16 protein-coding genes are annotated in these 12,710 nt (G+C 67.8%); 8 read left to right on the top strand and 8 right to left on the bottom strand.

What is annotated here, in order from left to right; genetic code table 11:
* Positions 1 to 18: 18 nt before the first annotated feature.
* Together AC1M2K_RS07585 and AC1M2K_RS07590 are read right to left on the bottom strand one after the other, a co-directional pair.
* Positions 19 to 891 (bottom strand): NAD(P)H-hydrate dehydratase, encoded by an 873-nt coding sequence (locus tag AC1M2K_RS07585; protein ID WP_480240492.1) that lies wholly within the window; start codon positions 889 to 891, stop codon positions 19 to 21.
* Positions 875 to 1,615 carry a histidine phosphatase family protein gene (locus AC1M2K_RS07590; protein ID WP_480240493.1) on the bottom strand — a complete coding sequence of 247 codons (741 nt, stop codon included), beginning with the start codon at positions 1,613 to 1,615 and terminating at the stop codon, positions 875 to 877. The genes AC1M2K_RS07585 and AC1M2K_RS07590 overlap by 17 nt, the downstream gene beginning before the upstream one ends.
* Before the next feature lie 132 nt (positions 1,616 to 1,747).
* Here AC1M2K_RS07590 and AC1M2K_RS07595 point away from each other — a divergent pair, with 132 nt between their 5' ends.
* The 3 genes from AC1M2K_RS07595 to AC1M2K_RS07605 all read left to right on the top strand — a co-directional run bounded on the left by AC1M2K_RS07595 (position 1,748) and on the right by AC1M2K_RS07605 (position 6,223).
* Positions 1,748 to 2,974: an exonuclease SbcCD subunit D gene (locus AC1M2K_RS07595; RefSeq protein ID WP_480240494.1), complete on the top strand. Its 1,227-nt coding sequence runs from the start codon at positions 1,748 to 1,750 to the stop codon at positions 2,972 to 2,974.
* Positions 2,971 to 5,955, top strand: a complete 2,985-nt coding sequence (locus tag AC1M2K_RS07600; protein ID WP_480240495.1) for an AAA family ATPase — start codon at positions 2,971 to 2,973, stop codon at positions 5,953 to 5,955. The genes AC1M2K_RS07595 and AC1M2K_RS07600 overlap by 4 nt, the downstream gene beginning before the upstream one ends.
* An 85-nt stretch (positions 5,956 to 6,040) precedes the next feature.
* Entirely contained in the window at positions 6,041 to 6,223 is a 183-nt protein-coding gene (locus AC1M2K_RS07605; protein WP_480240496.1) for a PspC domain-containing protein, read from the top strand.
* A 9-nt stretch (positions 6,224 to 6,232) separates the two neighbouring features.
* On the opposite strand, the gene AC1M2K_RS07610 is transcribed toward AC1M2K_RS07605, so the two are convergent.
* The 3 genes from AC1M2K_RS07610 to AC1M2K_RS07620 form a co-directional block, all read right to left on the bottom strand.
* Positions 6,233 to 6,712, bottom strand: a complete 480-nt coding sequence (locus tag AC1M2K_RS07610) for a PPOX class F420-dependent oxidoreductase (protein WP_480240497.1) — start codon at positions 6,710 to 6,712, stop codon at positions 6,233 to 6,235.
* A gap of 67 nt (positions 6,713 to 6,779) precedes the next feature.
* Entirely contained in the window at positions 6,780 to 7,238 is a 459-nt protein-coding gene (locus tag AC1M2K_RS07615; RefSeq protein WP_480240498.1) for a hypothetical protein, read from the bottom strand.
* A 68-nt stretch (positions 7,239 to 7,306) separates the two neighbouring features.
* On the bottom strand, positions 7,307 to 7,507 hold the full coding sequence (locus tag AC1M2K_RS07620; protein ID WP_480240499.1) for a hypothetical protein: 201 nt from the start codon (positions 7,505 to 7,507) through the stop codon (positions 7,307 to 7,309).
* A 116-nt stretch (positions 7,508 to 7,623) separates the two neighbouring features.
* Between AC1M2K_RS07620 and AC1M2K_RS07625 the strand changes: the two genes are divergently transcribed.
* Positions 7,624 to 8,112, top strand: coding sequence for a hypothetical protein (locus AC1M2K_RS07625; RefSeq protein ID WP_480240500.1), 489 nt, complete (start codon positions 7,624 to 7,626; stop codon positions 8,110 to 8,112).
* Positions 8,113 to 8,216: 104 nt separating this feature from the next.
* Positions 8,217 to 8,552: a hypothetical protein gene (locus tag AC1M2K_RS07630; RefSeq protein ID WP_480238627.1), complete on the top strand. Its 336-nt coding sequence runs from the start codon at positions 8,217 to 8,219 to the stop codon at positions 8,550 to 8,552.
* 14 nt (positions 8,553 to 8,566) lie between these two features.
* Here the strand turns inward: AC1M2K_RS07630 and AC1M2K_RS07635 are convergent, their stop codons facing one another.
* The 3 genes from AC1M2K_RS07635 to AC1M2K_RS07645 all read right to left on the bottom strand — a co-directional run bounded on the left by AC1M2K_RS07635 (position 8,567) and on the right by AC1M2K_RS07645 (position 9,657).
* The gene (locus AC1M2K_RS07635; protein ID WP_480240501.1) at positions 8,567 to 8,983 is read right to left on the bottom strand and encodes a four-helix bundle copper-binding protein; all 417 of its coding nucleotides are present in this window, start codon (positions 8,981 to 8,983) and stop codon (positions 8,567 to 8,569) included.
* An 80-nt stretch (positions 8,984 to 9,063) separates the two neighbouring features.
* Positions 9,064 to 9,378 carry an acylphosphatase gene (locus tag AC1M2K_RS07640; RefSeq protein ID WP_480240502.1) on the bottom strand — a complete coding sequence of 105 codons (315 nt, stop codon included), beginning with the start codon at positions 9,376 to 9,378 and terminating at the stop codon, positions 9,064 to 9,066.
* A gap of 3 nt (positions 9,379 to 9,381) precedes the next feature.
* Positions 9,382 to 9,657 (bottom strand): hypothetical protein, encoded by a 276-nt coding sequence (locus AC1M2K_RS07645; protein ID WP_480240503.1) that lies wholly within the window; start codon positions 9,655 to 9,657, stop codon positions 9,382 to 9,384.
* 173 nt (positions 9,658 to 9,830) lie between these two features.
* On the opposite strand from AC1M2K_RS07645, the gene AC1M2K_RS07650 reads away from it, so the two are divergent.
* From AC1M2K_RS07650 to AC1M2K_RS07660, 3 genes are all read left to right on the top strand, one after another.
* Positions 9,831 to 10,403, top strand: a complete 573-nt coding sequence (locus AC1M2K_RS07650) for an RNA polymerase sigma factor (RefSeq protein WP_480240504.1) — start codon at positions 9,831 to 9,833, stop codon at positions 10,401 to 10,403.
* A 67-nt stretch (positions 10,404 to 10,470) separates the two neighbouring features.
* The gene (locus AC1M2K_RS07655; RefSeq protein WP_480240505.1) at positions 10,471 to 11,760 is read left to right on the top strand and encodes a hypothetical protein; all 1,290 of its coding nucleotides are present in this window, start codon (positions 10,471 to 10,473) and stop codon (positions 11,758 to 11,760) included.
* A 59-nt stretch (positions 11,761 to 11,819) separates the two neighbouring features.
* Positions 11,820 to 12,665, top strand: coding sequence for an Fpg/Nei family DNA glycosylase (locus AC1M2K_RS07660; RefSeq protein ID WP_480240506.1), 846 nt, complete (start codon positions 11,820 to 11,822; stop codon positions 12,663 to 12,665).
* The last annotated feature ends 45 nt before the right edge of the window (positions 12,666 to 12,710 follow it).

Genomic DNA, 12,710 nt, shown 5'->3' on the forward strand with positions numbered 1-12,710 from the left:
GTGGGGAGCGAAGCGGGTTCAGGTCCCGATTTCGACGAGTACCCGGGGCAGCTCATCGAGCAGTTCGCTGGCAAGGAATCCGAGCGGGCCAACGGGGACGGCCAGCCGGTCACCGGCTGCCGCGTGAGCGTGCGTCGCCCAGACTGCAGCCTGCTCAGGGGAGGCGCCTCTCGCGCACAGCCCGGTGATCGCGCCGGCGAGCACGTCGCCGCTTCCGGATGTGGCGAGACCGCCGCCTCCTGTCCCTGTTCGCCAGAGCCTGCCGTCCGGATGGGCTATCACGTCGTAACAGGTGACCACTGCGCGGTACCGCCTGGCGATCTCGGCCACGTCGTCGGCCAGGTCGCCGAGTTCACGTTCGAGCAGACGGGCGGCCTCCTCCTTGTTCGGGGTGAGCACGAGCCTGCCGCCGAACGCGTCGACGAGGGCAGGCACGCGCGGAGCGACCCCGAGGGCGAACGCGTCGAGGATCACGGTCGCATCCGCACCCGCCTGCGAGACAAGACCGGACAGCATCCGTTCGAGTTCGTCCGGATCGTCGAGTCCTGGCCCGACGAGGATCGCGTCCGCCTCCGACAGGTCACGCTCGGCGGCCGTGAGAGCTGAACCGCTCACGTGTCCGTCTGACGTCTCGTCGAGCGGGACGACTCCGCACTCAGGAACCGCCACGGCGACCGCTGTCGCCACCGACGACGCGACCGCGAGGGTCAGCCGACCGGCACCGACCCGTAACGCCGCGAGACCGGAGAGCATGGTTGCACCGGGGGAACGCCTGGCGCCCCCGACGACGACGACCTGGCCACGACCGTACTTCGAGTCGCCGGTCTCCGGCAGGGGCCAGTCGCGCAGCAGGTTCGGCGTGACGATCGTGGCTTCAGCGGGGCTGGACATCGGTGTCTCCTCCGTGGTGGGTCACCGGGGCGCCGACCGCCTCGAGGTGATCGTCGTGCGAGAACACCTCGAGGGTCCAGGCCTGGTCTCCCGGCCGCCGGCTCAACCGGGTGACCGAGGCATTGAGCACGGTGTTGGCAGCGGCGAAGTCCAGCAGCTCCTTCTCGGACCAGCCCAGGCAGATGTAGAGGAGGATCAGCACGACGGCGTCGTGGGCGGCGATGAGCACGGGGCCGGACGGCTCGGACGAATCGACGTCGCGAAGGAATGAGCGGAGACGGAGCGCCACATCGGTCCAGGCCTCGCCCCCGGGTGGGCGGTAATAGAACTTCCCCAGCCAGCTCCGCCTCGCCGCCTCCTCGGGCAGCCGCCGGTCGACACCGTAAGAAGTCAGTGTGTCGAGGATGCCGAGCTCGCGATCGCGGAGACGCTCGTCGACGCGGAACCGGTGGGCCAGCCCGGCCGTGTCGACTGCGACCGAGATGGTCTGCTGCGCGCGCAGGTACGGCGAACTCCAGATCGACGCCGGAGACGACTCGTCGGCGTTCGCCGCCAACCACACCCCCAGCGCCTCGGCCTGGCGGAGTCCTACCTCTGACAGCGGCACATCCGCATCCCGATGGGTGACGGCGATGACCTCTTGCGCGGTCTGCTGGGCCCGGGTGGCGAGGACATTCGCCGTCGACTCGCCGTGCCGTACCAGCCAGAGTTCCGTTGCGCTCATGGGCCAAGGCTAAACGAGAGCACCGGCCTCGTCCCGGATCGGGCAGGGGCTTGATTTCCGACAGGCGAAGCGACCTGCGGCACCCCGGCGTCGCGCGCGGGCAATGTCGGGGGGCCGGGTTACCGTGAAGACATGAGAATCCTGCACACCTCCGACTGGCACATCGGTCGCACGTTCCATGGTCACTCGACCATCGAGAACCTGCGTACGGTGCTCGCCGCGCTGGCGGTACAGGTGAAGGAACACGCGGTCGACGTCGTTGTCGTCTCCGGCGACATCTTCGACTCTGCCACTCCGGCCGCCGAGGCCTACACCGTGCTCGAGTCCGCGGTCGTGGCGCTGCGTGAGGCTGGAGCATCCGTCATCCTCACGAGCGGCAATCACGACTCAGCGACCCGTCTCGGGTTCATGTCCCGGTTCTCCGGCCTGGCCGGCGTCCACGTGGTCACCAGGCACGACCAGCACGACCAGCCGATCACTCTCGCCGACGAGCATGGGCCGGTGCATTTCTACGGTATCCCCTACCTCGAGCCTGCCCTCATCCGCCACCACTACCCGGATGTCAGACTGCGCACCCACGAGCAGGTCCTCAGGTTCGTGATGGACCGCATCCGCGCCGACAGTGCCGAGCGAGGCGGGCGCTCCGTGGCGATCTCCCACTGCTTCGCGGTGAACGTGGCGGCGGCTTCTGCCGGTGACGACGGCGCCGCGAGCGACGTCGAACGCGACATCACCGCGGGCGGGATCGACTACGTGCCGCTGTCCGTCTTCGATGGCCCTGACTACGTGGCCCTCGGCCACATCCACGGTCGGTCTACGCTCAGCGAGCGGGTCAGGTACTCCGGCGCACCGCTCCACTACTCCTTCTCCGAGGCAGCGAAGCCTCGCGGCAGCTGGCTCGTCGACCTCGATGCGTCCGGCCTCGTCTCGGTCGAGTGGGTCGACCTTCCCGTGCCCCGCGCGCTGCGGGTGGTCACCGGCCGGCTCGACGAGATCCTCGCGGATGCCGGTCTGGCCGAGGCAGAAGGCCAGTGGCTGTCGGCGATACTCACCGACACCGTGCGGCCGCTCGACGGGATGCGTCGCCTCCAGGCACGGTTCCCCTGGTGCGTCACCCTCGAGCACCGGCCTGCCGTCACTGCCGACGCTCCAGAGACCAGCTATGCCAGCCGGGTACGCGGGCAGTCCGACCTCGACATCGTCTCCGGTTTCCTCGCCCACGTCCGCAACGGCGTCGGCCCGACCGACGCCGAGAAGACCCTCCTGGCCGACGTCTTCGTCACCGTCGAGCGCTGCGACGAGCCGTTCGCCGAGAACGTGCCTGCGACCGTGAAAGAACTCGCAGAGGTCGACGCGTGAAGATCCAGCGACTGACAATCGCCGGCTTCGGCCCATACAAAGACGAGCAGCGGATCGACTTCGAGCGCTTCGACGATGACGGCATCTTCCTCATCACCGGCAAGACCGGAGCCGGAAAATCGAGCCTGCTCGACGCCATCTGCTTCGCGCTGTACGGCAGCGTGCCCCGTTACGACGGAACCCAGCCGAAACTGCGGAGCGACTACTGCGCCCTCGGCGACCCGACCTACGTCGAGCTGGAGTTCAGCATCAACGGCGTCGCCTACCGGGTCAGGCGCACCCCCGAATACGACCGGCCCAAGGCTCGCGGCACCGGAACGACCACCCAGAAGACGACAGCGGAACTGTTCGAACTCCGCGACGGCGGCTGGCACGGGCTGGCCGCCCGGCCTGTCGACGTGGGCAACGAGCTCGACACGGTCCTCGGCCTGTCGAAGGACCAGTTCCTGCAGGTCATCCTTCTCGCTCAGAACCGGTTCCAGGAGTTCCTCCTCGCCAGAAATGACGACCGGCAGGCTGTGCTCCGCACCCTGTTCGGCACCCGTCGTTTCGAACAGGTGGAACTGGAGCTGATCGAGCGGCGCAAGGCCCTCGCCGCCACTCTCGACTCGGCGGCAGGCACGCTCCGTGGCTCCGCCGACGTTGCCGCAGGGCTGGTGCAACAGCCGGTCCCCGCAGAACCCGACCTCGCCTGGTTCGATGCGATCCTCGCCGAACTCGAAGAGTCCCAGGCTGCCGCAACCCAGGCCGCGACAGTGGCAGACGCCGAATTCACCGCGGCGGATGCCGAGCACCGGGCCCTCCAGGACCAACGAAGGCTGCAGCTGCGTCGCGACAGCGCCCGCCTGCTCCTCGACACCTTCGAAACGCAGACCGCGGCCATCGACGCAGACCGCATCGTTCTCGCGAACGCCAGCAGGGCGGCATCGGTCTGGCCGCACGTAGCCGGTCTCCGCGGCGCCATCGCGGCTCGAGACAGGGCCGTGTCCGTGGCATCCGAACGCCGTACGGCGTTCCTCGCCCTGGCCGCCGACGCCGAGGCCATCGACGGGATCGACTCAGAGCCTCTCGACAGCGCAGCGCTTGAGCCTGTCGTCGACGACCTTGCCAGACGGCTCGGCGGCCTCGACCCGGTGCTCACTGACGAGAAATCTCTTCCGGGGCTGCGGTCGGCCGTCGTCCGGGAGGAGTCGAACCACGAGAAGCGTCGTGCCGCCCTCGCCGACGCAGAAGCGCTCATCGCCACCCTGCCCCAAGAACTCGACGACGTCGCCGAGGCACTCGCCATCGCGCGGGTGACGGCAGCAGGGGTGGGCAGGGCGAAGGAGCGCGTCGCAAGAATCGACGCTGCCCGCGCCGCAGCCAAACATGCGGTCATCCTCGACCGCCAGCTCATCGAGGCGCGGTTCGCCGAGAAGGATGCCAGCGCCGAACTGACCGCGGCGACCCTGCGCCAGGACGATCTCTTCGCCAGGCGCCTGGCCGGCTACGCGGCAGAGCTCGCGACCGAACTCATCGACAACGAACCGTGTGCCGTCTGCGGTTCGCCGGCGCATCCGCATCCGGCCGAGCCAGACGGAATCCCCGTCAGCGAAGCCGACATCGACGCCGCGCGTGCCACCGTGGCGGCCAGGCGGGCCGAGCTCGACACCGCAACGACGCACGCGCAGGACCTCGTCGCGAAACTCGCCCAGGCCCATGCCACAGCGGGCAACAAAGCGATCGACGAACTCGAAGCCGAACTCATCGAGGCGACAACGGCTCTCCTCGAGACCGAGGCAGCTGCATCCGTCGTCACCGAGTGCGGGGAGACCCAGGCCGAACTGAAGGCAGCCCTCGAGAATGCCTCGCCTCTGCTCGCCTCACTGCGCGCCGAGCTCACCGAATCTGCCGAGAACCTCACCACGGCACGCAGCAGGCTCGACGCCGCCCAGGCCCGCATCGACGAAGCCCGCACGACGTTCGACTCGGTGGCCGATCGGGCGCACCACCTCTCGGCTCTCCTCGATTCGGCAAAGGCGCTGGCCGCCGCGCTGACCCAGGCCGAAGTCCGCGAGGGCGCCGTCTCCGCATCCGGCGAGGTCCTCGCCGGCCAACTGTCCGAGAACGGGTTCGCCGATGAGGCCGCCGTCGGCACCGCCCGGCGTGACCCTGCCGAGATCGCAGCGCTCGACGCCCGGATTCGCGAATACGACCAGTCGCTCACCTCGGCGCGGACAACCCTCGCAGAACCCGACCTCGCCGCAGCCCCCACCGAACCCATCGACCTCGAACCGGCTGCCGCGCGAGTGGCCGCCACCAGCGCCCACCGTGACGAAGCCCTGCAGGCCGCCGGGCTGCTCGCCGACCGGGTCACGCAACTGCGCGCGATCGTGACTCGCGTGCATGGCGAGCAGGAAGCGTCCGCGCGGCTGCGCGACGAATACGACCGGGTGCGTGCCCTCGCCGCTGCCGTCGCAGGCAACGAGCCCAACACCCGGCGGATGCGGCTCGAGACCTACGTGCTCGCCGCCCAACTCGAGGAGATCGTCCAGGCCGCGAACGCCCGCCTTCGCACGATGACGAGTGGTCGATACACGCTGCAACACGACGATTCGGTGCAGTACCGCAACACCCGCTCCGGACTCGGCCTCGCCATCCTCGACGAACACACGGGCAGGGCCCGCGCAACGCATTCACTCTCTGGAGGGGAAACCTTCCTCGCCTCGCTCGCCCTCGCCCTCGGGCTGGCAGAGGTCGTCACCAACCAGGCCGGTGGCATCACGCTCGACACCCTCTTCATCGACGAAGGCTTCGGATCCCTCGACGGAGAGACTCTCGAGATCGCCATGTCGACGCTCGACAGCCTGCGCTCCGGCGGCCGGACGATCGGCCTGATCAGCCACGTCGACGCCATGAAGGAGCAGATCCCCGCCAAGCTGCGCATTACCGTCACCGACGGTGGTTCCAGCCGGGTCGACTCGACGCTCGAACTCGTCTGACTCTCTCGGCAACCGGCACGACCCTGAGCGGGAATCAGGTGGAACCCCGATTGTGGCCGCTCGGCGGTGGTGCCAGTCTGGTGCCATGAAACTCATCCGACCCCGGCGCGGCCGGGTTTTTGCCGGCGTCTGCCTCGCGGTCGCCAACCGTTTCGGCTGGTCGCCCACCCTGGTCCGTGTGCTCACCGTGCTCAGCATCATCCTGCCGGGACCGCAGGTCATCATCTATGTCGTTCTGTGGATCCTCATCCCCGGAGAGAAGGACTGACGCCTGGCATCACTTGCCGTCAAGCCGCGCCGCGACGTCTGGTGGGAAACCGCCCGTCGCGATCGGTCCCCAGCTGACCGGGGTGATCCGGATCAGCGACTTGTCCTGCACGGCCATCGCCTCGCGGTACTCGTCCCAGTCGGGGTGTTCCCCGGCGATGCAGCGGAAGTAGTCGACGAGGCCGTCAGCGGCCTCGGGCATGTGGAGCACCTCGGCGTCCCCGTCGAGCTGGACCCACGGGCCATCCCACTCATCCGAGAAAACCAGGACGGATGTTTTCGAGTTCCTGACGGCATTCCGGGTCTTGCTCCGCGACGGATACGTCGAGATCACGATCCGGCCGTGGTCATCGACGCCGCCGGTCACCGGTGACATCTGCGGCCGCCCATTCGAACGGGTGGTCGCCAGGATCATCCGGTGCCGCGGGCGGACGAAGTCGATGACTTCGTCCCGGCTGGCCGGGGTTGTGGTTGCAATGCTTCGAGCCATCCTCAGACCCTACCCGCGACATGACAAAACGCCCCGGGGTTGCAGGGCCAGGGGCGTTCGGTCGTTCTCAGCGTTTGGCGATCTTGATGAGCAGCCCGATGACGACCACCACGGCGATGGCGGCGACGGCGATGACGGTGCCCGGACGTTCTTCGTACTTGCGCTGGAGGTCGGTCACCGCAGCACTCGTCGCCTCCCGCGCGGCGTCGACGGCGTCGCGCGAAGCGGCTGACGCCTTCTCTGCGACATCCCTCGCAACGTCGGACGCGTCGCGGGTTGCGTCCTCGAGGGTCGCGGCCACCTCTGCGACGCGTGACGCGACCGTAGCGCCTGCCCCGGCGGCTGCCTTGCCCAGGTCCCCGGTCTTGTCGGCCAGCGGGCCGGCGGCCTCAGCGCCCTTCTCGACGGCGTCGTGGGCGGCATCCTTCAGCGCCTCGGGGGCATCGGGGGCCGCGTCGACTGCCTCATGGGCGTCGGATGCGGCGGCGTTGATGTTCTCGTCAGCACGTTCGTTGGAGTCGGTCATATGTTCCTCCTGGTTGTCTGTGTTCTGCCGTGATCAGACGGCAAGCATACGCCGCGGCGTCTGCAGTGTTACCTGCGGGCTTTCGATATGTCGCGGCCGGCCTTCTTGGTCTGCTTGACGACTCCGCGGCGGGTCTTCTTGACCGTCGGGTCTTCCCAGAATTTCGTCACGCTGCCCTTGATGGCGTCGTAGCGTTCGCGGCCTGCCCGGGCCCCGAGCAGATAGGCACCGAACGCGATCGCGGCGATGAACAGGAATCGTGGGCTCATGGTTGCTCCTCAGTCGTCTTTTCAGCGTGTGCCCCATCTTTTCGCACCCGGCAGGGGGAGCACAGGGGCTTGCGCTGCATCCGGATACGCGTAGAGGGCGGCGATAGCATGGTGCCGTGCCGTACCTCACCGCCTCCACTCGAGCCGCCATCGAACGGATCCTGGCCGGAGATGCCGCCGATCCGGCCCCGGGTGGGATCGACAGACTGCGCGCCATCCGTGGCCTCCTCACCGAGCTCGAGCAGGACCCTGCAACGCTGCAGGCCGTCCGCGATGCTGTCGCCGCCGGGTCGGAGTGGGACGAGGTCGCAGCGGCCGCCGGGTTGAAACCCGCGGCGGCGAAATGGCGCTGGCAGGGAACGGATGCCGAGATCGCCGAGCGCCACGAAGCAGGGCGCAAGCGATCAGCCCGGCCGAGCAGTGTGCCCACCGACCTCCCTGGCCTGTCGGTGGCCGAGGCGGCGAAACAGCTGGGAGTCAGCGCCCAGGCGGTGTACCTGCGGATCACGCGAGGGACCCTCAGGGCCGAGACGGTGCAACTGGTGGACGGGCGCGCATACAAACGTGTCTTCATCGACACGGATGCCGGTGGCAGTGCGTCCTGAATGTTGCCCCGTGTGACGGACGCGAGTGACAGTGCCCGGAACCCGACCTACCGTTGATGAACGCGCCGGAATTCGTCCGGCAGAGCATCGGGCAGGAGGTCAGGATGTCGAATCTCAAACCAGGAGTCGGGCAGGTCATGCAGTGCTCGAGCGCGGTGGGCGAGAGTTGCGACAAGGCCGGCCCCGGCCACGTGCTCCGGCCCTTGCAGGAACGAATCGCCGCGGCTACCCCGAGCAAATGGCGCGACGGCATCGTCACGTCGATCTCGGACGGCTGGCTCGCCGTGACCTTCGTCACCACGGGCGAAACCGCGTGGGCGTGGACCCATGCGATCCCTGCCGGTCTCACGATCGGACAGCCGGTCGCGCTGCACTCGCTGTATTCGACGCTGGCGTTCGGCCGGGAACGACTCAGCGTGCTGGTGGCTGCGGCCCTCTGACCGCCCGCAGCGGTCTAACCCTTCGGCATCGCGCTCATCGCGTCCATCATCTTCTGGCAGGCCATCGCGCACTGACGGCACGTTTCAGCGCACATCGCGCAGTCCGGGCTCATGTCTGCGTGGCTCATGCACTCGTCGGCGCACGCCATGCACATCGTCATGGTGGCCTGAAGCATCGCCATCATGCTCTCCATGTGCATGCCGGCTGGGCGCATCATCATCCGCATCATGGTGTTCGTCATGTCTGCGGTGTTCATGCACATGTTCATGCACATCGACATGCCGTCGCCCATCATGGTGCTCGCGCACATCGTGCACGCCTGCTCGCACGCCGAGCAGGCCTCGATACACTCCTGCATCATCATCATGTCCATGCCCTGCATGGGCATGTCCTTCTGGTGTGACTCCATCATCTGCATCGCCATGTTCATGGTGGTTCCCTTCGTCGAAATCGGGGTTTCCTCGCATGTTACGCCGCCGTCAACGACCTGTCAGCGGTGATTTTCACGACTTAACCTCGACGAAACCAGCCGGTCATCCCGCCGCGATCACCGGGGGCGATCCGGAAGCCCGGATCACCGCCCGGCGGTCGGTCGGTGACGTCGATTCCGTCCACGACGGCGCCGGGCGGGCCGTACCGAAGCGAGTCCAGCAACGCGTCCACAGCGGCCGGATCGCCTTCGAGCTCGGCTTCGACGCTGCCGTCCTCCCGGTTCCGCACCCAACCCCGAACGCCGAGTCGTTCGGCTTCGCCGCGCGTCCAGTAGCGGAAACCGACGCCCTGTACCCGCCCGGAGATGAGGGCGTTGCGGCGGATGTCCGCCATCGCTCAGTCCTGGACAGGCACCGTCTCGTCGACGGCATCCGTGCCAGCGTCGCTGTAGTTCCCGGTCTGACCGGACGCTTTCGTCCCCCCGGCGTCGTCTGCACCGTCGACCGACGTGTCGGATGAGCTGAGTGTCGAGCCGTCGTCTGGCGGGTCCTCCAGCGATGACGAGGTGGCCGCCTCGTTCTTGTCTTCCTCGTAGCTGCCGTCCCTCGGGCCCTGGTCGGCAAGCGGGGGAGTCGTCTCGTTACCGTTGTCCGTGTCGTATTCCTGATCCATGAGTGTTCCTTTCGTGGTCTGGTTGCCGACGATACGCACCCGTGCCTGTGTGCTGCGATGCCTTTCGGCCGGTCCGCGTTCGGAGTAGCGTCGGTTCGAGGTCTCCATCACGCCGGGCGAAAAATGTGTGTCGCCCCGTGCAAGACGCGAGGCGGACGCGACATAGTTCTGATGTGAGGATCGCCAGCACCGCGGCAGCCGCGGACGTGACCGAGGGAGTGGCGATGCCCGACAGCGCCGACCCGCCAGCCGCGTCCGCTGACCCGGACTGGTTCACGGCGATCGTCCGTGAGCATTCGACCGCGCTCGTGCGGTATTTCGCCCGTCGTGGTCCGCGCCAGGACGCCGAAGATCTCGCTGCCGAGGTCTTCGCCACCGCGTGGCGTCGCCGCGACGATGTTCCCCGCGACGCCGTTCTGCCGTGGCTCTATCGCACCGCAGGATTCACGCTCGCCAACCACCGCCGCAAGACCTTCGACCTTCCGGTCGACGAGGTGCCTGAGTCCGGTGCTGTGCGCGTCGACGCCGATCCGGAACTGAACGCGCTCTTCGACGCAGAACTCAGGGGCGCGCTCAGGAGTGTGGGCGAGCGGGACAGGCAGATCCTGTTCCTGCATGCCTGGGAGGGTCTCAGCGGAGCGGAACTCGCCGACGTCCTGGGGATTTCCCGATCAGGAGCGGATGCCGCGCTCTCACGGGCCCGTAAGCGGCTTCGGGATGCCTGGGGTGAGCGGATGTCGTTCTAGACCGCTGCAAGATTTCGGTCGCCGCACACATATCCACAGGTGAACCGCTTTCCGGAGGCTGATGGACATGAACCACGACGACGACACGGACCCGATCGCGCGACTGCGCGCCGCCGACCCGGCTGGAGACGTCGTACCCAGGGACGGGTTCGCCGACGAGATCGTCGCCAGGACGCTCAGCCCGGAGGCCTCGTCCGTGACGGGGCCGGCTCCCGTGTCCGACCTGGCCGCGGAGCGGGTCCGTCGCCGCCCACGCTGGATCGCGATCGCTGCCGTCGCCGCGTCCGTCGCGATCGTCGGTGCGGCCGGGTACGGCTTGGGAGCGACGACCGGTGGTGCCACCCTCGCCGACGGGGCTGCCCCGCCGATCTCGCTGCAGACCGGCGGAAGCCCTGAAGGGATTACGGAGGACGGACGCGAGCCTGCCACGGGCGGAGGCGCCGTGACCGAACAGTCGATGTCTTCGACCTATCCGTACGGATCCGGTCGGAACCACTTCAGCGCCCCCGATCTCAGCACGAGGAAGGGTGTTGCAGCGGCGTACGCCTTCGACCCCAGTGCCACAGTGGGCGCCGCCACGGTCACCGCACTCGCAACCGCGCTCGGCATCGACTCACCAGCCGAAAAGAAAGATGGAGTCTGGATCGTCGGCCCGCAGGACGGCAGCGGTCCGAGCCTGTGGGTGAACCCGGACGGACTGCTCTCTTTCTCGTACAACGACCCGCAGAACAACCCATGGATGTGCGAGAAGACCGGCGAGGCCTGCGAAGAAACGAGCGCAGCGCCCGACGAGGCCTCCGCGATTGGGGCACTTCGCGCGCTCGTCGTCGCTGTGGGCCGTGACCCGGAAGCTTTCGAATTCACCTCGCACGTGTGGGAGGAGTCACCCGTGCGGACGGCAGAGGCGAGGCTCGTGGTCGACGGCCAGGTCGTCGACCAGGCCTGGTCGATGGACTTCTCTGAGGCCGGCGTCGTCAGCGTGAACGGAGTCCTCGCCGACGTCGTCGGGCTCGGCGAGTATCCCGTGGTGAGCCAGCAGGAGGGTTTCGAACGGCTCGCGGATCCACGGTTCGGCGCCGCGATGGCGATCATGCCGTACGTCATTGAACCGCAGGTGTCAGCATCCGACCAGCCGGTACCGCCGAGCTCGCCCCCCGCGACGCCGTCAGCCGGAACATCGCTCTCCTGGCCCGTGAACGACGTCGAATTCGTCAGCGTCCGACTCGGTCTCGCGAGCCAGTGGCAGCCGGACGGAAGCGTGCTGGTCGTTCCGGCATACGAGTTCACCGACGCAGACGGAGGCACCTGGTCGGTCATCGCCGTCGCCGAATCGAAACTCGACTTCGACTCCGAATAGCGCGAATCCGCCGCCGCCCGCCCTTCCCGGGTGCCGGTCGCTCGTGCAAAGCTGGCGTCATGCCCGAGTCTCCAGAGGTGCAGGCGCTCGCCGAAGATCTCAGTGAACGGCTTACCGGTCACGGGATCACCGGCGTCGACGTCCTGGAATTCCGTGTCACGAAGACCCGGACGCGTCCGCCGTCGTCGCTCGTCGGGAAGCGGGTGCATGGGGTGTCACGCCACGGCAAGCATCTCGCCATTTCCGTCGACGACTCGCACCTCATCGTCTCCCTCGGACGGCACGGCTGGGCGCGCTACGCCGACGGAGGAAGTGATTCGCCGACGGATCCGGATGCCCCTCCCGCGTTGATCGCCTTTTCCTTCGACGACGGCGACGTCGTCGAGTTCACCGACGCAGGGGACTGGGTGTCGCTGGGCTGCTGGATCGTCGACGATCCGGCCGAGGTGCCGGCGATCGCGAAACTCGGCCCTGACCCAGCGGAACCCGGGTTCGCCCGGGCGGACTTCGACCGGGCGATGGTAGGTCGCCGCAAACAGGTCAAGGCTGTGCTGCAGGAGCAGGAGTCGATCGCCGGCATCGGCAACGCATACTCCGACGAGATCCTGCACGCTGCGAAGATCTCGCCGGTCGTTCACGCCGCGACGCTGACGCCGGAAGAACTCGACCGCCTCTTCGAGAGCACGGTCGAAACCATCACCGCGGCCGTCGACGCGCGCCGAGGCATCCCGATCTCCGAATTGAAGGCCGCGAAGGTCGCCGCCATGCGCGTGCACGGCAAAGCGGGCGAGGTGTGCCCGGTGTGTGGCGGCATGATCCGCGAGTTCTCGTTCGCGAGCACGACGGCAGAGTACTGCCCGGTCTGCCAGACCGGTGGTGACCTGCTTCCGCTGAAGTCCGCTTGAGACCGCGGGTGCCGGAGCGTCTCGCAGGGTGTCATCGACGCCTTC

This window comes from Mycetocola sp. Y171 (assembly GCF_056713165.1).

Bases quoted from the DNA above. Each gene is read 5' to 3' on its own strand.
- AC1M2K_RS07640 (WP_480240502.1), bottom strand. From the start codon at position 9,378: ATGGCGGACATCCGCCGCAACGCCCTCATCTCCGGGCGGGTACAGGGC.
- AC1M2K_RS07605 (WP_480240496.1), top strand. From the start codon at position 6,041: ATGAAACTCATCCGACCCCGGCGCGGCCGGGTTTTTGCCGGCGTCTGC.
- AC1M2K_RS07660 (WP_480240506.1), top strand. From the start codon at position 11,820: ATGCCCGAGTCTCCAGAGGTGCAGGCGCTCGCCGAAGATCTCAGTGAA.
- AC1M2K_RS07615 (WP_480240498.1), bottom strand. From the start codon at position 7,238: ATGACCGACTCCAACGAACGTGCTGACGAGAACATCAACGCCGCCGCA.
- AC1M2K_RS07590 (WP_480240493.1), bottom strand. From the start codon at position 1,615: ATGAGCGCAACGGAACTCTGGCTGGTACGGCACGGCGAGTCGACGGCG.
- AC1M2K_RS07655 (WP_480240505.1), top strand. From the start codon at position 10,471: ATGAACCACGACGACGACACGGACCCGATCGCGCGACTGCGCGCCGCC.
- AC1M2K_RS07595 (WP_480240494.1), top strand. From the start codon at position 1,748: ATGAGAATCCTGCACACCTCCGACTGGCACATCGGTCGCACGTTCCAT.
- AC1M2K_RS07585 (WP_480240492.1), bottom strand. From the start codon at position 891: ATGTCCAGCCCCGCTGAAGCCACGATCGTCACGCCGAACCTGCTGCGC.
- AC1M2K_RS07620 (WP_480240499.1), bottom strand. From the start codon at position 7,507: ATGAGCCCACGATTCCTGTTCATCGCCGCGATCGCGTTCGGTGCCTAT.
- AC1M2K_RS07610 (WP_480240497.1), bottom strand. From the start codon at position 6,712: ATGGCTCGAAGCATTGCAACCACAACCCCGGCCAGCCGGGACGAAGTC.
- AC1M2K_RS07635 (WP_480240501.1), bottom strand. From the start codon at position 8,983: ATGAACATGGCGATGCAGATGATGGAGTCACACCAGAAGGACATGCCC.
- AC1M2K_RS07645 (WP_480240503.1), bottom strand. From the start codon at position 9,657: ATGGATCAGGAATACGACACGGACAACGGTAACGAGACGACTCCCCCG.
- AC1M2K_RS07630 (WP_480238627.1), top strand. From the start codon at position 8,217: ATGTCGAATCTCAAACCAGGAGTCGGGCAGGTCATGCAGTGCTCGAGC.